At 51.1% G+C, this 17640-nt stretch carries 20 protein-coding genes; all 20 read right to left on the minus strand.

What is annotated here, in order from left to right; all coding sequences use genetic code 11:
* Positions 1 to 68: 68 nt before the first annotated feature.
* The gene (locus MKX50_RS14820; RefSeq protein WP_213590636.1) at positions 69 to 941 is read right to left on the minus strand and encodes a menaquinol-cytochrome c reductase cytochrome b/c subunit; all 873 of its coding nucleotides are present in this window, start codon (positions 939 to 941) and stop codon (positions 69 to 71) included.
* A gap of 22 nt (positions 942 to 963) precedes the next feature.
* Positions 964 to 1635, minus strand: a complete 672-nt coding sequence (locus MKX50_RS14825) for a cytochrome b6 (protein WP_016311825.1) — start codon at positions 1633 to 1635, stop codon at positions 964 to 966.
* 16 nt (positions 1636 to 1651) lie between these two features.
* Entirely contained in the window at positions 1652 to 2194 is a 543-nt protein-coding gene (locus MKX50_RS14830) for a ubiquinol-cytochrome c reductase iron-sulfur subunit (protein ID WP_155610107.1), read from the minus strand.
* 185 nt (positions 2195 to 2379) lie between these two features.
* Positions 2380 to 2802, minus strand: a complete 423-nt coding sequence (locus tag MKX50_RS14835; protein ID WP_213590635.1) for a DUF2487 family protein — start codon at positions 2800 to 2802, stop codon at positions 2380 to 2382.
* Between the two features lie 80 nt (positions 2803 to 2882).
* Positions 2883 to 3080: an IDEAL domain-containing protein gene (locus tag MKX50_RS14840; RefSeq protein ID WP_110932512.1), complete on the minus strand. Its 198-nt coding sequence runs from the start codon at positions 3078 to 3080 to the stop codon at positions 2883 to 2885.
* 15 nt (positions 3081 to 3095) lie between these two features.
* Positions 3096 to 3599: a gamma carbonic anhydrase family protein gene (locus tag MKX50_RS14845; protein ID WP_213590634.1), complete on the minus strand. Its 504-nt coding sequence runs from the start codon at positions 3597 to 3599 to the stop codon at positions 3096 to 3098.
* Positions 3600 to 3692: 93 nt separating this feature from the next.
* The gene (locus tag MKX50_RS14850) at positions 3693 to 4781 is read right to left on the minus strand and encodes a hypothetical protein (RefSeq protein WP_213590633.1); all 1089 of its coding nucleotides are present in this window, start codon (positions 4779 to 4781) and stop codon (positions 3693 to 3695) included.
* A gap of 91 nt (positions 4782 to 4872) precedes the next feature.
* The gene (locus MKX50_RS14855) at positions 4873 to 5475 is read right to left on the minus strand and encodes a histidine phosphatase family protein (RefSeq protein WP_213590632.1); all 603 of its coding nucleotides are present in this window, start codon (positions 5473 to 5475) and stop codon (positions 4873 to 4875) included.
* A 128-nt stretch (positions 5476 to 5603) separates the two neighbouring features.
* On the minus strand, positions 5604 to 6206 hold the full coding sequence (locus MKX50_RS14860; RefSeq protein WP_213590631.1) for a zf-HC2 domain-containing protein: 603 nt from the start codon (positions 6204 to 6206) through the stop codon (positions 5604 to 5606).
* Positions 6203 to 6796, minus strand: coding sequence for a sigma-70 family RNA polymerase sigma factor (locus tag MKX50_RS14865; RefSeq protein ID WP_213590630.1), 594 nt, complete (start codon positions 6794 to 6796; stop codon positions 6203 to 6205). The genes MKX50_RS14860 and MKX50_RS14865 overlap by 4 nt, the downstream gene beginning before the upstream one ends.
* Positions 6797 to 7245: 449 nt before the next feature.
* Positions 7246 to 8346 (minus strand): prephenate dehydrogenase, encoded by a 1101-nt coding sequence (locus tag MKX50_RS14870; protein WP_213590629.1) that lies wholly within the window; start codon positions 8344 to 8346, stop codon positions 7246 to 7248.
* A 52-nt stretch (positions 8347 to 8398) separates the two neighbouring features.
* On the minus strand, positions 8399 to 9496 hold the full coding sequence (gene hisC / locus MKX50_RS14875) for a histidinol-phosphate transaminase (protein WP_339157287.1): 1098 nt from the start codon (positions 9494 to 9496) through the stop codon (positions 8399 to 8401).
* Positions 9497 to 9520: 24 nt separating this feature from the next.
* On the minus strand, positions 9521 to 10342 hold the full coding sequence (gene trpA, locus MKX50_RS14880) for a tryptophan synthase subunit alpha (RefSeq protein WP_213590627.1): 822 nt from the start codon (positions 10340 to 10342) through the stop codon (positions 9521 to 9523).
* Entirely contained in the window at positions 10339 to 11538 is a 1200-nt protein-coding gene (gene trpB / locus MKX50_RS14885; protein WP_213590626.1) for a tryptophan synthase subunit beta, read from the minus strand. Before trpB ends, trpA begins: the two co-directional genes overlap by 4 nt.
* A complete protein-coding gene (locus MKX50_RS14890) occupies positions 11535 to 12203 on the minus strand; it encodes a phosphoribosylanthranilate isomerase (protein WP_339160139.1) in 669 nt (222 codons plus the stop codon). The genes trpB and MKX50_RS14890 overlap by 4 nt, the downstream gene beginning before the upstream one ends.
* A gap of 31 nt (positions 12204 to 12234) precedes the next feature.
* Entirely contained in the window at positions 12235 to 13038 is an 804-nt protein-coding gene (gene trpC / locus MKX50_RS14895; RefSeq protein ID WP_339157288.1) for an indole-3-glycerol phosphate synthase TrpC, read from the minus strand.
* Positions 13028 to 14068: an anthranilate phosphoribosyltransferase gene (gene trpD / locus MKX50_RS14900; RefSeq protein ID WP_339157289.1), complete on the minus strand. Its 1041-nt coding sequence runs from the start codon at positions 14066 to 14068 to the stop codon at positions 13028 to 13030. Before trpD ends, trpC begins: the two co-directional genes overlap by 11 nt.
* A 24-nt stretch (positions 14069 to 14092) precedes the next feature.
* On the minus strand, positions 14093 to 15646 hold the full coding sequence (gene trpE / locus MKX50_RS14905; RefSeq protein WP_339160142.1) for an anthranilate synthase component I: 1554 nt from the start codon (positions 15644 to 15646) through the stop codon (positions 14093 to 14095).
* Between the two features lie 395 nt (positions 15647 to 16041).
* Positions 16042 to 16416, minus strand: a complete 375-nt coding sequence (gene aroH / locus MKX50_RS14910) for a chorismate mutase (RefSeq protein ID WP_055107772.1) — start codon at positions 16414 to 16416, stop codon at positions 16042 to 16044.
* Positions 16409 to 17512 carry a 3-dehydroquinate synthase gene (gene aroB / locus MKX50_RS14915; protein WP_339157290.1) on the minus strand — a complete coding sequence of 368 codons (1104 nt, stop codon included), beginning with the start codon at positions 17510 to 17512 and terminating at the stop codon, positions 16409 to 16411. Before aroB ends, aroH begins: the two co-directional genes overlap by 8 nt.
* Positions 17513 to 17640: the final 128 nt, after the last annotated feature.

Genomic DNA, 17640 nt, shown 5'->3' on the forward strand with positions numbered 1-17640 from the left:
AGCTGCAATTGTCCTTGGAAACCAAAAACCTGATCGACGCTGCGATCAGGTTTTGATTTATTTCTATTTTACTGTTCGGCTTTTTGTTTCGCAAGCCATTCGGCCAAGTGATCGATTTCCTCATCGGACAGACCTGCCTTGGTCGCAGTTTCATACATTGGCGGCATCGTTTTATAGCCATCATGGATGATCGTCAGAATCTCATCCTTGCTATGCTTGTCGCCGATTCCACGCAATGATGGAGCCGCGGTTCCCTTCAAATCAGCAGCATGACAGTTGATGCAGGTTGCTTTCTTGTATGTCTCCATCGCCGGATCATCTTTATCCACGATGGCCACTTCTTTCTGCCGAATCGCGTTCGAGGTAGGCAAACCTTGTTCCCGTTTCTCCCTAGCCTCTTCCTCGCGTTGAATGTGCTCCGGCTTCGTGCCCGTCTTCTCCAGTTCAGTCGTGTAATGTGTCCAGGCTACGTTCGTCAAATAAACGACTGCTGCCAGCGACAGAAACATTAACGATGAAGCGATTGGACGGCGATAGAAGCGGCGCTCCTTCCCGCGATCAAGGAACGGAGCAAGCAGCAAACCGCCGAATGCCACGCCCGGAATACCGAGTGTTCCAAGCACGACCCAATCTCCCGAAGCATAAGGATATTTCAGATACTGGTACAGAAATAGAAAGTACCAGTCCGGCATCGGAATAACCGATGCGCTTGGGTTAGCCGGATAACCGAGCGGAGCGGGCTCCGAAATGGTCAGTACGAGAAACCCTACAAGCACGACGACTCCGACCATCCATTCTTTTAACAAAAAGTTCGGAATAAACGCCTCCGATTTGCCCGGATATGCCGTATAATCGGGAGGAGTGATAAATCCGTTACCCTTGCGTACGCGCGAATCGCCGACAAATACGACTTTTTCTTTCGATTTGTCTACGTGAGCCATGTTAGTGCCTCCCTTCTCAATTTTATAGCGGACCGGAAATACCCTGTCTGCGGATCATAATAAAGTGTCCTACCAGAAGGATAAGCAGCACGGCCGGAAGGAAGAACACGTGAATAGCAAAGAACCGAGTAAGCGTCTCAGCCCCTACGATGGTACCGCCCTGAAGCAGCTCTTTGATGACAGGCCCGAGAACCGGTACAGAGTTAGCGATTTCAAGCGTAACCTTCGTTGCAAAATACGCTTTGTTGTCCCATGGCAGCAAATAACCCGTCAGACCGAGTCCGATCATGACGAAGAAGATCAGCATGCCCACGACCCAGTTCATCTCCCGCGGCGCCTTGTAGGAGCCCGTGAAGAATACCCGGAGCGTGTGAAGGAACATCATGACGATGACCAAGCTTGCTCCCCAGTGGTGCATACCGCGGACGATTTGGCCGAATGCGACCTGTGTCTGCAAGTACTCCACACTGGCGTAAGCATTAATAATGTCAGGAACGTAATACATCGTAAGGAACATCCCCGACAAAATCTGGATTACAGTAATAAAGAACGTCAAGCCGCCGAAGCAATACACGAAAGCGGAGAAGTGATGCGCCGGGTTAACGTGCTCGGGAACCTCGTGGTCCGCAACATCTCTCCAAATCGGCGTGATATCAAGACGTTCATCAATCCAGTTGTACACATTTTTAAACATCCGAATCTACGCCTCCTTATTTCACGATACTATTCGGGATAATTTCACCCAAATAGACCCAATCATCCTTCAGCATGACCTTGTATTCGTCTAGCGGAGCGGACGCAACAGCGAGTTGCTTGCCCTCTTTCGTATAATGCGCGCCATGACAAGGACAATGGTACTGCTCAGGGAAACTCGCATTAGTGTTCCAGCCGACCGTGCAGCCCAAATGCTTACAGATCGGTGAAAGCGCATAAATATTGCCGCTCTCATCCTTGCGGATCCAAGCGACAAGTGATGCTGTGCTCGAATACCAGCCGTCCTGCTGCTGCAGCTCGAACGTGAATTCCTGCGGCTCAGTTGTGATCTTACTGACTTCAACTACCTTAACAAAGGTGCCCTCGCCTTTCTTCTGCAGAATCGGGTCTACAGCAAAACGTACCATAGGCAGCGCTGCACCCCCTACCATAAAAGCGGTAGCGCCCCCCAGCGTATATGTAAGAAACTGCCGACGGGACATTTCCTTACGTGTAGGCGGTTTATGCGATGATTCATGCTCGTCGTTATGAATGCTCATACTGTCTTCAACCCCCTTTGCAAGCCAATTCTCTCTCCCGTTTCAATGATAAATCTCACATGTTTTGGTAAGACATATTAATAATATATTAGGGTTCTGAGAGCGTCAAGAATATCCGTCGTCTTTTTCCGCCCCTGGTGCTCAACGAACGCATAAAATGTTGATAATTTGTCACAATTGATGTTTTAGCCCTGCTGCCACATTTGCTGAATTTTCCTGCCAACTTCGGCGCTTGCTTCAGCACCCTGAACTTCCTTAAATTCGCTTGCGGCAACGATTAAATCTGCATGAGGAATATATTCGGCCGGAAGCTCGACATCGGCAGACGCGACGATAATATAGTTAAAACCAGATAACTTGACATTATGACAAATTTCATTTATTTGCGACAATATATTGTCCCGTCCATATTGAAAAGAAGGATATGTTACCACTCTTCCCTTGAATGGAATCTCGATCCAATCCATAACGTCTCTTAACCTCTCCAGCGCAGCGGTCACTTCATGTGGCTGCTCGCTCCCGGTGAGCCCGGTGACCGGAATGAGGCAAGTATCCAGATACGGTCGCAGCTCTTCCCATGACGCCGCCTCGATTTCACTGAATTTCATATGTATCCCCTTCCTGTTTTCCTTTAAACATTATATACAGAGGATATCGTCAATTAAAAGCTTGAAAAAAAAGAATGCCGTTAACGGCATTCCTTCAAATCCTCCAGCGCTTTAAGTTCTTCTGTCAAAGCTCGAAAGGCTTCTTCGTCACCCTTGGCCAAAGCGGAATCTATTTCACTGTAAATTTGCTCGGAACGGTGTTTGCGTAGAGCTTCATCCCATATCATCTCCGCGGCCAGGCCAAGCATCACTTCGTAAGTTACCTTCATTTGATCCATAGGATGCACCTCCAACTAGATCCTGTATTCTTTTCCTTTCACAACATAGCTGTCGGTCGTCAGTTTCATTCGCTGCAAATCGGCTTCCGTAAGTTCGCGGACAACCCTTGCGGGTGAGCCCAAAGCAAGCGTATAAGCGGGGATGACTGTATTTTCCGTGACTAAAGAACCTGCTCCTATTAAAGCATATTCACCAATAGCTGCTCCGTTTAAGATGATAGCCCCCATGCCGATTAAAGTGCCCCTGCCTATATGACAGCCGTGAATGATCGCGGCGTGGCCAACAGAGACATCGTTTTCAACGATTAAGGGCTGCCCGGTATTGACATGGCCTATAACCCCATCCTGAAGATTAGTTCTCTCCCCAATTCGGATCTCAGCCAAATCTCCACGAAGCACCGCATTGAACCAAACGCTGCTGTCTTTACCGACGGTTACGTCACCGATCAGTTTAGCGCCTTCTGCAATAAATACGGAAGCATCCACCGCAGGCCGTTTTCCCTGATAATTCAGTAACAAGATAACCACTCCTCCGCTTTGAATTGGGAGTGATTGTAACAGCATGATTTGTCATTGTCAATGTACGCGGCAGGCTACCTCTCTTCGATGCAATTAGCGCTTTACCAGCTGCTGAACGCAGTGTTTCCCGAAAGGTGTCGTCTGGACAAATCTTTCACGCGCTTCGCTTTCGCCGATTCGCAGCATACCCAGATGCAGCATCATGTGCAAAATGCGTTCTTCAAAAATGGACTCCGGAGTATCGTAATAAAACGGCTTGATTAAAAGCTTCATTTGCGCGAACAGCGAAACTGCTGTTACCCATTCACTGGAGCAGCGCTCTATCCAGTAGATTAGAGATAGCAAGTTAGGGATAGGCCCTTTATAAAGTCTTAACCAAAAGCTAACAAACTGTATCATCGGTTCCTGCTTATTTTCCGCAAGGAACGCGCTGCCGTTAGCCGTCAGGACCAATAATCCGCCTTCCTCCCTTATCCATTTCATGTGATAGGCATAGTCGTAGAGCAGCGCCAGGCGGTTCGGATAATCCTTGAACCTTCGCCCATAGCCAAACCTCCAGCCCTTACCTACCAGCGGCTCCGCCACGTGAAGTTTGTCCAGGAGCTGCATCTGATTTCTTCTGTACATGACGCCTTCGGCGTTCAACGGTATTTCGTGATGATAGACGTAATCCAGCAGCTCTCTTAAATCCTTCGGAAGCAAATCATACTCCTCCCTGTAGACGGTCGGTTCCGCACCCGCTGGTGTAACAGCCGATTTAAACCGGGACTCCAGAGATGCTCTGAAACGCCGCTTCAGGTCCTCGGGAACTTCGAACAAGTACTTTGTGCTTGCGGTTGAACCGTTAAACAGCCATCCACGCTGCCTGAATCTAGTGATGACATCCCTGGGGCTCTCGCGCTCTTTGGCATCCTGCGTGAAACGCGACTGCTGAGCACAGGCGATCAATTCTTCCAAGCTGAACTGGCGTCTTCCGTCAAATAGCAGCCTATTCAGAAAGCGCAAATCTTCGAGACTCAATTGATCGAGATGCTGCTCGATAAACTCCCTGCGCCCGACCGTCTGTAAAATCGACTGAATCAGATCGTTCTTAGAGTTTCCGTTGCATTCGCATTGGTAATGATCCGCTATTCTGCTAAGCTGTCCGATATCGGCAAAAGTGAGCATATCCGCCAAGTCCATATTTTACCGCCTCGCTGTTTTACTACCATTATGGGAAAATTTGCAGCTTTTATTCCGTCATCACAAAAAAAATAACCCGCGAATATTCGGGTTATTTCGAATCCTTCAAATTTTCTGTAAGATGCTTCGTACAGTTATAAAGCAGCATGTCCCAATCTTGATCCTTCTTCTCCAGAATCGTAAGCGACAAGTTGCCAATCCGTTCTATGTACTTATTATCATATAACGCAGTATATAACTGGGCCAATAATGCCCCATGGGAAATGACAAGGATGCGCTTATCCGGATAACGCTCGCCCAGCTCTTCCATAAATTCGAGGGCTCGCCGCCGGATGTCATCCTCCTTCTCCTGGCCCAAGTCCAGCATGTACCAATCTTTACCCCAAAGGGTCTCCCTCTCCTCCGAGGTCAAGCCCTCGATTTGGCCGAAGGCCCGCTCCATTAATCTGGAATCGGGGTCGTATACCGGGATTTGCAAAATTTCGGCAATGATTGCGCCTGTCTCCTGAGCGCGCGATAATCCACTCGTAATAATAAAGTCCCATGGGCGTTCACCGCTCTCGCGTTGAAGCCTCTCGGCAAGCATCAGAGCTTGTCTGCGCCCCTCATCGTTGAGCGGGATATCGCTTTGGCCTTGGATTCTCCCTGCCGCATTCCAATCTGTTAGTCCATGACGAATTAATCCGACAATCATGTTGAACCTCCGCGTAGTTTGCTTCGATAGTTTGCTTCATTTGAACAGTACTATAATATATTCTTGCCTTTAAAAACAAGCGCTTCTTCCCGCAAACGGGTGAAGAAGCGCTTGAACTGTTATTGAGTTTATCTCCTTACCCGGCGTATGCCGCTGTAGGATATGAGCGCCAGCAGCATGCCTGCCATCGACAGGACCATCCAATATTGCGGATAGGCAGGACCCATTTGCATAACAAAAGGCTCTACAATCCCCCGCGAGACGTTCGACAAGTCAAATATGGGGAACTCCGCCGAGGAACCCATATCCTCAGTGATAACAACGGGCTTAAGCACGCCCGTAGCCGGTCTGATCGAATCATTGCTCTGGCCGTATCCACCGATCAGGAATACGAGGAAGCTGCACAAGAATACTGCCAGGAAACAGGCGGACCAAATGGATACGCGCCGTCTAATCCGATTGGTAACTTTGCTATGCTCACCGCCAGGTGCGAGCCAGGGCGATTCCGCATAGATGCGATCCATGACTTTGCGGTTCACCCGCTCCGCCTCATCTGCTGACAACTCCACCGGCAGTTCATGAATCATTTCTATACTTTCCTGCCATAAGGAGTATTCAGCCGCACAGTATTCGCAGCCCAAAATATGCCATTCCAGCATTTTACGCTGGGGATCATGATCCGGCAAGTCGGAAATTAATCCGAACAGCTCTTGGGCCTCTCTACAATTCATCTGCTTTTCATCCCTTCATACGGCTCGTAAATCTGTTCATAAAAGTAGGGTTCAAGCTGACTTTTCACGCTGCTGCGTGCACGGAATAACAGAGACTTCACTGCGCTTACGCTTTGACCCAGCACACTCGCGATCTCTTGATAATCCAGTTGGTCGTACTCGCGAAGGATGAGCGCCGACCTCTGCTTCTCCGGAAGATTATTAATCGCTTCACGCACCAATTCAACCTTCTCGCTGCGCAATATCGCTTGCTCCGGTGCAAGCTCGTTAGGCGCCACCGGTACAATACCGCTCTCTTCCAGCGGGACGCTGCCTGCTCGCTGCTTACGCAGCTCACTTAGCACGGTATTTCTGGCGATTGTATACAGCCAGGTTGAGAATGATGCATCCACTTCGCGGAAGGAGTTCAGACTCCGAAATGCTTTATAGAACGTTTCCGAGCATAAATCTTCTGCGAGCAGCTCCATATGAGCGCTCTTCAACATGTGATAGATAAAGGCCAATATCTTACGCTGATATCTCCGCATCAACTCCGAATACAGCTCTGTATTGCCTTCCTTAATTTCACGAATCATTTGGGAATCCGTCATTTGAGTGCGATCCTCCTCGCCCATCCATGTGCTTCTTCCCGTTCGACTCTCTCTCTTCATTTTACCGAACAGGATTCAAAAAGTTGCGGTTTTCAAGTCATATTTTTTTATAAACCAAATTATTGCTGAATTAGCAGGCCTTCGTACAATCCTTGAATATTATACCATAGATTCCTAATAAGAAAAATAATTGCTATGTAACCGCCAACTACATTCTAGACGAAATCAGCAGGAAAAAGGTTGCTTAAATTTGACAATTATTTAAAATGCAAAAAAAAAGGCCACTTCGTAAAGTGGCCACTGCTCAATTTAGAGCAACAGTTATTGGATAGGAGTGGAGAGAAACCATACTGTAGTTCTATTATATTGTATACGTTTTCATTCTGTCAACACTATTTTTTAATCGCTTTCATTTACATTTGGCAGAAGGTGCAATGCACCTATGCAGCCTATACATACACCTTGTAATTTAAAGACTGCAAATGCTGCTTTGCCCGTTCCATTTCCGACTCTTGGCGGAAGGATAAGCGCATCACCCCTGGAACGTCCTCCCGGCTCTCGATAATCTGCATGTTGCTCAGGTTAATATGCTGATCGCCGAGCTGTGTCGCGATTTGACCAATAATTCCCGGGTGATCCGGCACATCGATATAAATATCGTACAGTGAAGTAATTGCGCCTTTGCGCCGCTCTGGAAGCTCGCTGCGGAATTGGTTAGCGGTGGCGAACGCCGCCTCGATGCCCTCCCCGTCCCGCGATTCCAGTAAATGAATAAACCCTTCGATTTCGCGGTTCCAATCCTTAAGCAAAGTTAAGAGGATATCCCGGTTACTCAGTAAAATATCACGCCAAATCACCGGGTCGCTTGAAGCGATTCGCGTAATATCGCGAAAGCCGCCAGCGGCAAGCAATCGGTACAAGCCATCAGCGTCCGTATTGTTATAAGTGCGAATTTGATTGACGAGCGCTACCGCAATAATATGCGGCAGATGGCTGATAGCCCCGACAATTTCATCGTGCAGCACCGGATCTACCCGTACAATTTGCGCTTTGGTATAGGAAAGCAGATCCTCCAGCTTCCGGTAGGAATCCTCCGGAACATCCTCTGAAGGAGTCAGCACATAATACGCATTCTCGAATAACAGCGAGGAGGCAGCCTCAACGCCGGAACGCTCCGACCCCGCCATCGGATGACCGCCGATGAAATGGACGCCCGGGAGGCTTAGCATCGCCGCGCAGGCGGCTACCGAGGCCTTCGTGCTGCCGACATCTGTAATGATACATCCCTGCTTGAGCGGCAGCTCGCTAAGTTTCCGCAGATAAGGCTCCAAACTGCCGACCGGCACACACAAAAAAATGAAGTCGGCATCGCAGGCCGCTTCTTCCATAGATGAAGTCACGGCGTCAACGACGCCGCGATCCATAATTTTTTGTTGGGACTCGGGACGATGGCTGTGCCCAACGACGGTTAAGCCGGGCTTGCCTTTCAGGCAAAGCGCCAGCGAACCGCCAATCAATCCTACTCCGAATATTGCTACTTTAATTGGCATAAATTCTCACTCGATTTCTACGATTTGGATTTAAGACGCGCTCCTACAGGAACTACACCTGTACCTGGTCTTTCTTTAGGACCTGCTCCAGAGCGGCGATAAATTTCACGTTCTGCTCTTTGGTTCCTACGGTCACGCGAATGTAGTCCGGATACTTGCCGAAGCCGGAACGAATAATAATGCCCAGCTTCATCAATTCCTGAAATACTTCCCCTCCCGGCCGATTGACCTGAACCAGCATGAAATTGCCATGGGCCGGAAAATAGGCCAATCCAAGCCGATCAAACTCCGAACTTAAATAACGGATCCCTTCAGCATTCTTATCCCGGCATTCCTTCACAAAATCAAGATCTGCAACAGAGGCTTTGGCAGCTGCTTGACCAAAGCGGGACGTATTGAACGGCTCGCGAACGCGGTTGATCAGCTGAATCACCTCCGGCTGTCCGACGCCATAACCGATCCGCAAGGATGCGAGGCCGTAGATTTTGGAGAAAGTCCGCAGGACGATCACATTAGAATATTTGCCAAGCAGGCTGATTCCGTCCGTGTAGGAAGCATCGGTTACATACTCGGCGTATGCCTCGTCAAGCACGACAAGAACATGGGCCGGCACACGGTCAAGGAACGATCTTAGGGCATCGTCCGTGACGATAGTGCCCGTCGGGTTATTCGGGTTGCAAATCCAGACAATCTTGGTCTTCTCCCCTACCTTGGCGAGCATGCCTTCAAGGTCATGCGTGCCGTCCTGCAGCGGAACTTCGATAATCGTCGCCCCTTCGATGCGTGAATTCGTGTCGTAAACGGAGAAGGTCTGATCAGCCATGACCGTTTCGTCACCAGGCAGCAGGAATGCACGGCAGATCAAGGCGATGACTTCATCGGAACCGCAGCCGAAAATGATCTGTTCCCTGCTGACCCCAAGATGCTGTGCAAGCACCTCGGTCAATTCCGCAGAGCTGCCGTCAGGGTACTGGGTAATATTAGCGAGTTCTGCTTCAATCGCCGCGCGGACGCGTGGGGAGCAGCCATATGGATTTTCATTGGAGGCCAGTTTAATAACTTCCTCCAGGCCTAGTTCCTTCTTCACTTCCTCGGCAGGCTTGCCTGGCTGGTACACAGGAAGATTAACTATTCGGGATTTGGGCAGCATCAGAAGTTCCTCCTTCAATAAAAACTATGATTTTAATTGTGCCACAAAGTCACGGATTTGCAATAAGCCTTGTGACTTTGTTTCTGGATTTTGCAACAGAGGAATGGATTCCTCAATTTTACGTACGATCGCGCTGCCGATGACCACCCCATCGCAAATTTCCGAGAAGCGGCGCACCTGCTCGCGGCTCGATATGCCAAAGCCGATCGCCACGGGCAATTCCGTCTGTTCCTTGACGGAATTGATAAACTGCTCGACTCCTTCGAAGAAGGACGATCTTTCCCCCGTCACACCTACCGATGATACACAGTAAATAAAGCCGCGGGCTGAAGACATAATGCGTGCGATGCGGTCGTTGGAAGTCGGCGCAACAAGCGGTACGAGCCGTATATTAGCCGCATCCGCAAGAGCGAGCACCTCTGCCGACTCTTCATAAGGCAAGTCAGGGATGATCAGTCCGCTGATCTCCGCCTCCTGTAGCTTGGAGAAGAAACGGTCCAAGCCGATTTGCAGGGCCGGATTGTAGTAGGTAAACAATACGAACGGCATCGTCACACCGCGTTCCTTAGCCTTTCGCGCCGTATCGAGACATGTATCAATGGTGATATGGTGCACGAGAGCCCGCTCGGAGGCGCGCTGAATGACCGGTCCGTCGGCAAGGGGATCCGAATAAGGAACTCCAAGCTCCACAATGTCAGCTCCTGCTTCCTGCAGGGCGACAAGGATGTCCACAGTCGCATCCGGGTCCGGGTCGCCAACCGTGATAAAAGGCATCAGCGCCGTTTTTCCCTCAGCCTTAAGCCGCCCAAAAGTAAGATCTAGTGCGTTGGTTGCCGCTGCATTCATGATTGCTTCGCTCCTTCCGTGTAAGCCATAATCGACTCAACGTCTTTATCTCCGCGCCCTGATAGACAGATAACGATAATCTCATCCTTACTCATCGTTGGCGCCAGCTTCACAACCTGAGCTACAGCATGGGCAGACTCCAGCGCGGGAATAATGCCCTCGGTCCGGCTGAGCAGTCCGAGCGCATCAAGCGCCTCAGCATCGGTAATCGGCACATACTTCGCTCGCTGGATATCTTTCAAATACGAATGCTCCGGTCCGACGCCGGGGTAATCAAGGCCTGCCGAGATGGAATGCGCAGGCAGCACCTGCCCATGTTCATCCTGCAAGAGGTAGCTCATGGAGCCTTGGAATACCCCTCTCGTCCCCTTCGTCATCGTTGCGGCATGGTAATCGGTGTCCACTCCTCGGCCAGCCGCCTCTACGCCAATCAACTGAACGGACGTATCCTCCACGAACGGATAGAACATGCCGATCGCATTGCTGCCGCCGCCAACCGCTGCGACAAGCATATCCGGAAGCCGCCCTTCGGCTTCAAGGATTTGCCGGCGCGTCTCATCGCCGATAACCCGTTGAAAATTCCGCACCATCATCGGATAAGGATGCGGGCCCGTAGCCGATCCGAGAATGTAGAACGTATCTTGAACGTTAGCTACCCAGTAGCGCAGCGCTTCGTTGCAGGCATCCTTCAACGTCCGCGTACCAGACAGCACGGGCACCACCTCGGCTCCGAGCAGCTTCATGCGGAATACGTTAAGCTGCTGGCGCTTCGTATCCTCCTCACCCATGAACACCTTGCATTCCAGCCCAAGCAAAGCAGCCACCGTCGCTGTCGCTACGCCATGCTGCCCTGCCCCAGTCTCGGCGATAACCTTGTTCTTGCCCATCCGTTTGGCCAGCAAGGCTTGCCCGATGGCGTTATTGATTTTATGGGCCCCGGTATGGTTCAAATCTTCACGCTTCAAATATATTTTGGCTCCACCCAAATGCTCTGTCAGACGCTGGGCATAATAAAGCGGAGTTTCCCTGCCTGAATACTGCTTCAACAAATAGCGGATATCCTCGAGAAATTCGGGGTCATCCTCGTATTTCCGATAGGATTCCTCCAGTTCGATGAGCGCGTTCATTAATGTCTCCGGCACATATCGGCCGCCAAAGGGACCAAAGCGCCCCTGTTCGTCAGGTACTTGCGTCATTTCCCTTTCACCCTCTCCACGAATGCTATAATTTTATTTATATCTTTTACTCCGTCTGTCTCAACCCCGCTGGAAACGTCAACGCCGTCAGGATTTAGGCAGCCGATTAGCTCCTCCACATTGCCGGGATGAAGGCCGCCAGCAGCAAGGAACTCTATTTCCTGCCGGTTGGCCCAAGTCTTATATGGTTCCGCGCGCTCCCAGGCGAAGGTCTTGCCTGACCCCCCGCCATAGAGCGGGTCATACGTATCCAGCAGCAATCCGTCAATGACGCCTTCATAACCAGCCAACGGCTGCTCATGATGAATCGAGCCGTCATCTTTCACCGAAAGCGCCTTAAATATTTTCACCCCGAACGCCTGCTTCACTTCCCGGCAAAACTCTGGCGTCTCCGAACCGTGAAGCTGGATAATATCGAGAGGAGCCTCCGCTAATATTCGCGAAAGCTCCGGTAAAGTCGGATTAACGAGCACGCCGACGCTGGCTGGCGCCGTCCCCGTGATCCATTCCTGAAGTATGGGAATTAACTCGGCAGCCTGAGCCTCGCTGACCTGGCGCTTGCTCTTGGCGAATACAAAGCCAATGTAATCGATAGGTAAGTGTACCATAGATTTTAGCACTTCAACGGATTGAAGTCCACAAATTTTTACCGCAGTGCTGCTCATCATGCACAGGGCTCCCTTCTACTGGCCATAATTATTGTCCAGCCCGGCTTGCCGAGCCCATGACATTGACAACAGCCTGCTGCACGTCCTCATGGCGCATGAACGTTTCCCCAATGAGAACGCCTTTGGCGCCGCAGCCCGCCAAAAATGAAATATCCTCCGGCGTTTGAATACCGCTCTCGCTTATAAGCGTAACATCCGCAGGCACCTGCTTCGCCAAGTCAGCGGTCACCTGAAGCGTCGTCTCAAAGGTTTTCAAATTACGGTTGTTGATCCCGATCAGCTTAGCCGTATTCAGACTGAGTACGCGCTCGAGCTCAGTACGGTCATGGACTTCTACCAAGGAATCCAGGCCAAGCGAAGACGCTGCCTGCAAGTAATCCCGAAGCTGGACATCGTCTAAAATGGCCGCGATCAGCAGCACCGCATCCGCCCCAAGCAGCCTGGCTTCAAAAATCTGCCGCTCATCGATAATAAAATCTTTGCGCAGCAGCGGCAGCTTGACGGTCTTGCGGATCGCCTGCAAATAATCACCACTCCCTTGGAAGTACTTCTCGTCCGTAAGTACGGAAATGCAGTCCGCTCCGGCCGCCTCATAGCTGCGGGCAACTTCTACCGGGTGAAAATCCGCTCGAATCAGCCCTTTGGATGGAGAGGCCTTCTTCACTTCGGCGATCAAGCCCATCTCCCTGTTGCGTCCTTCCGCCAATGCCCGATGAAAGCCTCGGGTCGGACCCATGTCCGCAATAAGCCGCTCCGCTTCGTTTATTGAAAAATGCGCCGCGAGCGCGGCGACCTCCTGCCGTTTCGTTTCCACAATTTTATCAAGATACATAGCTCAGTGCCTCCGTCGTTTTAATAAGCTCCTCCAGTTTACCATACGCTTTGCCCGAATCAATCGATTCCGCTGCGATGGCAACGCCTTCGCGAATGCTGTCTGCAAGGCCGGACACATAAATGCACGCTCCGGCATTGGCCAGCACGACATCCCGGTATGCGCCCTTCTCCCCCTGCAGCACACGGCGGATGATAGCTGCATTGACAGCCGGATCCCCGCCCATCATTTCGCTGAGCGGGTATGTTCCCAGGCCTAGATCGCTCGGATGCACATCATAAGTCGTTACGTTTCCGTTTCTTAATTCCGAGATGCGTGTCGCGGAAGAAATGCTGATTTCATCCAGGCCTTCATGGCTCGTCACGACAAGCGCACGCTTCAGCCCAAGCTCCCTTAATACTTCAGCGACAGTCTCCGTCTTCTCCCGATCATAAATGCCCAGCACCTGGCGGTCCGCTCCCGCCGGATTCGTCAACGGGCCAAGCATATTGAATATGGTGCGCACGCCCAGTTCCTTGCGCGGGGCAGCCGCATATTTCATCGACGGGTGATACAGCTGGGCGAAGAGGAAGCAGATGCCGATATCGTCAAGGCAATGCTTGGCCTGATCCGCGCTGAGATGAATGTTGACCCCAAGCGCCTCCAGCACATCCGCGCTCCCGGCACGGCCCGAAGCCGACCGGTTGCCGTGTTTGGCAACGCGGACGGACACCGACGAAGCCACGATGGCCGAAGTCGTCGAGATGTTGAATTTGTGAATTCCCGAGCCGCCGGTACCGCACGTATCCAGCAGCTGCTTCGTTTCCGTTTGCAGCCGGTTGGCGTGGCTGCGCATCACTTCAGCAAACCCGGCGATCTCGTCGACCGTCTCTCCTTTAATCCGAAGAGCCATCAGAAGCCCTCCGATCTGGGCATGCGTCATTTCGCCGTTCATCAGCATTTCCATAACCCCGCGGGCTTCCTCCCGCTTCAAATTCTGACCTTGTATCAAACGGTTAAGCACCGATTGCAGCATTTCCTGTCCGCTCATAGTCCCTTCCTCCTCATCCTTTATTCAAGGGGTATATTCATACAAATAATCCTGGTTAATGACCGCTTCGTCGCCCGATTCTGTCGGAAACATTGCTTCAGCTGTCCGAATCGCCTTCAGCAGCGCCTTCGCCTTGTTCATCGATTCCTGATATTCATTCTCCGGCAGCGAATCCCAGACAACTCCGCCCCCGGCCTGTACATAAGCTTTGCCATTCTTGAACACAATCGTGCGAATTGTAATGCAGGAGTCCATATTGCCGGAAAAACCGAGGTACCCGATCGCTCCGGCATAAGTGCCCCGGGCTTCCCGTTCCAGTTCGGCGATGATCTCCATCGCCCGCAGCTTCGGAGCCCCTGACACCGTTCCTGCCGGTAGGCAGGAGATGAAGGCATCGAAGAAATCCTTGTCGTTCCGCAGCTTGCCTGACACCTTGGAAACCATATGCATGACATGGGAATAGCGCTCGATGTCCATGTAATTTTCGCATTTTACAGTACCGAATTCGGATACACGCCCAAGATCGTTTCGTCCGAGATCTACGAGCATCACATGCTCGGCACGCTCCTTCTCATCCTGCAGCAAATCCGCCTCCAGGGCCGCGTCTTCCTCTGGTGTCGCTCCCCTTGGCCGCGTTCCAGCGATAGGCCGCGTCTCCACTCGGTCGCCCTCAACCTTTACCAGCGCCTCCGGGGAAGTGCCGACGATAATCTCTTCACCCATTTTCAAATAATACATATACGGAGACGGATTCATCGTACGCAGCACCCGGTAGACGTGAAGCGGATCGACCGCCGTCTCGATGTGGAAGCGCTGGGACAGCACCACTTGGAAAATATCCCCTGCACGGATATATTCTTTGCCTCGCTCCACCATATCGAGGTACTGCTGCTTGGTCATATTCGACTGGATTTCTCCCAGCTCGACGTCCCCGGGAACCGGTCTGTGATTCAAGCGTTCTCCCGGCCCTTCATCCAGCAGTAAATCCGCCATTTCATCCAGCGCCTGCTGCGCCTGCCCATAGGTGCGGCGAATATCTTCGTCGCTATCGCCCTCCTGGACATGGACATTGGCTACGAGCAATATGTGCTGTTTGACGTGATCGAATACGATCACCCGGTCGCAGAACATAAATTGAATGTCCTGCATATTCATATCGTCAACTTGATGGGCCGGGAGCTTCTCATAATATTGCAGCAGATCGTATCCGAAAAATCCGATTGCCCCGCCCGTAAACGGCGGCAGTTCCGGCAGCTTCGGGCTGCGGTATTTTCGCAGGATCGCCTTCAGCTCTTCCAGCGGCTTGCCGGGCAGCTCTGTCTGTTCGCCTGCTCGTTCAATGACCACCTTGCCCTTCTTCGCCTTGACCATCATGAAAGGATCAGTTCCGATGAAGGAATATCTGGCCCATTGAATTCCTCCCTCTACACTTTCCAGCAAAAATGCCTGCTCCCGCTGGGCAACCCGGCGAAAAATACGGATCGGCGTCTCCATGTCAGCCAGCAGTGGACGTACTACGGGGATTAAATTGTATTGCTTAGCCAGTTTGATTACCTCTTCTACATGCGTGGTTATCATGTCCTTCACTTCCTTTTCCTCAACATTATGGCGCTTCAATGCGATGCTTCGAGCTTTGCTGTTCAAATAAAAAAACCTCTACCGAAGTAGAGGTTTGGATAGACTCGCAAGTATTATACTGCTACGCAAATACCCGAAATACAAGAAATAAAGAGTCAACGAGGAAAGTCCAGACTTCAGCTAACGACAAACCAGGGACATCCCCAGCATCTATCATTATCTGATATCCGATTTCACGACTCTATGTTTCTATACCTGCACTCAAGGTACTGCTACTCAGCTCAACTCTGCTCATCTAAAGCTCTACTCAGCTCAAAACACACGATCAAAACTAAATTCTGTTATTAATAATACATGATTCCATGTTCCATGGCAACCATCCGGCGCAATTTATTCTAGGAGCCGGATGCCGCAAGATCCGGACGCAGGCTCTTCGCTTCATTCAAGTACACATGTTTCATTTCGCGCTGGCTCTTGTTCGTATTCACTTGGATCAATAAGCGGATGCACATCGGCAAGCTGCCTTTGACCGGAATTTCCGTCGAGCACATAAGGGGCACGAGCTCCCATCCCTTCAGCACACGGATGGCCCGTGCAGGAAATGTAGCATCCAAATCTGCTGTCACTGTTATCCATACGCTGCAAATATCCTCTGGCTCGATTTCGTTACGAGCGACGATTTCTTTCAGGAGCACAGCCGTTTCCTGCAAAATTTCCGTCTCCTCATTGCGGGTAACTGTTGTGGCTCCCCGAATCCCCCGATTATACATGCTGCCCTTCCCCTTTCAATTGTTTGATGACTTGTCGCACTTCATCCAACGTCATGTCGGATACAATTTCAACCTCTCCAATTCGGACAGGCAAGATAAAGACGATTTGGTTTTCTTTGAATTTCTTATCATGGAGCATCGCGGAAATGATCTCCTCATCATTCAAATGCCCGGGAATCGTCGTCGGCAAGCCGAACTTGGCCAGCAGGGCGGTCGTCTCCTCGTAAATAGAACGATCCCTGCCTCTGTTGACGGCGAGCTGAGCAGCCGCTGCCATCCCTATCGAAATCGCCTCGCCATGCAGAAACTCGCCGTAGCCGCCGATAGCCTCCAGTGCATGGCCGATCGTGTGACCCAGGTTAAGGATCGCACGCAAACCTTGCTCCGTCTCATCGGATGACACGACCTTGGCTTTAACAGAACATCCCTCCGTCAGCCCGTAAGTGAGCGCTTCACGGTCCAGCGCGAGCAGACGATCGGCGTTATCCCGGCACCAGTAAGCAAATTGTTCGTCCCAGATCAAACCATGCTTGATCATTTCGGATAGGCCCGAGCGAACATCCCGTTCCGGCAAGCTCTGCAGTGTATCTACATCATATAGCACCATGGCCGGCTGGTGGAATGCGCCGATCATATTCTTGGCCAAACGGTGATTGACGGCCACTTTGCCGCCAACGCTGCTGTCATGGGCCAGAATCGTTGTCGGCATCTGCACGAAATGCACTCCGCGCATAAAGGACGCTGCTACAAAACCGGCCAAATCCCCGACGACTCCGCCGCCCAAGGCAACCACGGTCGATTTGCGGTCAAGGCCGCCCTCGATCGCCGCAGTCATCACCTCTTCAAAGACATCCAGCGATTTTGATTTCTCACCGGCCTTCACGACCGAACTTACGGTTTGGTATCCGCTCGCTTGCAGCGAATCTACGACGGTCTGCAAATATTTCGGAGCAATGTTCTCGTCGGAGACGATCAGCAGCGGGCTCTTCGTCGTCAATTGATGCTGCAGAAAATATTCTCCGGACTTGCTGAGCAAGCCTTCACCAATATAAATAGGATACGAGCGATCCCCTAAGTCTACCGTTAACGTCCTCATTAATGATGCGTTCCCCCTTTAAAACTGCTAAACTGTAAAGAGCTAAAATCCGAACATATCTTTGCTAATTATAGTATATGTGCTTTCCTTTTGACAAGGAACGCTATGCCCTTCTATACCTAAAAAGA

The organism is Paenibacillus sp. FSL W8-0186, assembly GCF_037969765.1.
GTDB lineage: Bacteria > Bacillota > Bacilli > Paenibacillales > Paenibacillaceae > Fontibacillus > Fontibacillus woosongensis.

Excerpts from the sequence above, each read along its gene's own strand:
- hisC (WP_339157287.1), bottom strand. The coding sequence starts at position 9,496 with ATGCTGCCCAAATCCCGAATAGTTAATCTTCCTGTGTACCAGCCAGGC.
- MKX50_RS14870 (WP_213590629.1), bottom strand. The coding sequence starts at position 8,346 with ATGCCAATTAAAGTAGCAATATTCGGAGTAGGATTGATTGGCGGTTCG.
- trpC (WP_339157288.1), bottom strand. The coding sequence starts at position 13,038 with ATGTATCTTGATAAAATTGTGGAAACGAAACGGCAGGAGGTCGCCGCG.
- MKX50_RS14820 (WP_213590636.1), bottom strand. The coding sequence starts at position 941 with ATGGCTCACGTAGACAAATCGAAAGAAAAAGTCGTATTTGTCGGCGAT.
- MKX50_RS14840 (WP_110932512.1), bottom strand. The coding sequence starts at position 3,080 with ATGGATCAAATGAAGGTAACTTACGAAGTGATGCTTGGCCTGGCCGCG.
- aroB (WP_339157290.1), bottom strand. The coding sequence starts at position 17,512 with ATGAGGACGTTAACGGTAGACTTAGGGGATCGCTCGTATCCTATTTAT.
- trpB (WP_213590626.1), bottom strand. The coding sequence starts at position 11,538 with ATGACGCAAGTACCTGACGAACAGGGGCGCTTTGGTCCCTTTGGCGGC.
- trpA (WP_213590627.1), bottom strand. The coding sequence starts at position 10,342 with ATGAATGCAGCGGCAACCAACGCACTAGATCTTACTTTTGGGCGGCTT.
- MKX50_RS14865 (WP_213590630.1), bottom strand. The coding sequence starts at position 6,796 with ATGACGGATTCCCAAATGATTCGTGAAATTAAGGAAGGCAATACAGAG.
- MKX50_RS14835 (WP_213590635.1), bottom strand. The coding sequence starts at position 2,802 with ATGAAATTCAGTGAAATCGAGGCGGCGTCATGGGAAGAGCTGCGACCG.
- MKX50_RS14850 (WP_213590633.1), bottom strand. The coding sequence starts at position 4,781 with ATGGACTTGGCGGATATGCTCACTTTTGCCGATATCGGACAGCTTAGC.
- trpE (WP_339160142.1), bottom strand. The coding sequence starts at position 15,646 with ATGATAACCACGCATGTAGAAGAGGTAATCAAACTGGCTAAGCAATAC.
- MKX50_RS14830 (WP_155610107.1), bottom strand. The coding sequence starts at position 2,194 with ATGAGCATTCATAACGACGAGCATGAATCATCGCATAAACCGCCTACA.
- MKX50_RS14860 (WP_213590631.1), bottom strand. The coding sequence starts at position 6,206 with ATGAATTGTAGAGAGGCCCAAGAGCTGTTCGGATTAATTTCCGACTTG.
- trpD (WP_339157289.1), bottom strand. The coding sequence starts at position 14,068 with ATGAGCGGACAGGAAATGCTGCAATCGGTGCTTAACCGTTTGATACAA.
- MKX50_RS14855 (WP_213590632.1), bottom strand. The coding sequence starts at position 5,475 with ATGATTGTCGGATTAATTCGTCATGGACTAACAGATTGGAATGCGGCA.
- aroH (WP_055107772.1), bottom strand. The coding sequence starts at position 16,416 with ATGTATAATCGGGGGATTCGGGGAGCCACAACAGTTACCCGCAATGAG.
- MKX50_RS14890 (WP_339160139.1), bottom strand. The coding sequence starts at position 12,203 with ATGAGCAGCACTGCGGTAAAAATTTGTGGACTTCAATCCGTTGAAGTG.
- MKX50_RS14825 (WP_016311825.1), bottom strand. The coding sequence starts at position 1,635 with ATGTTTAAAAATGTGTACAACTGGATTGATGAACGTCTTGATATCACG.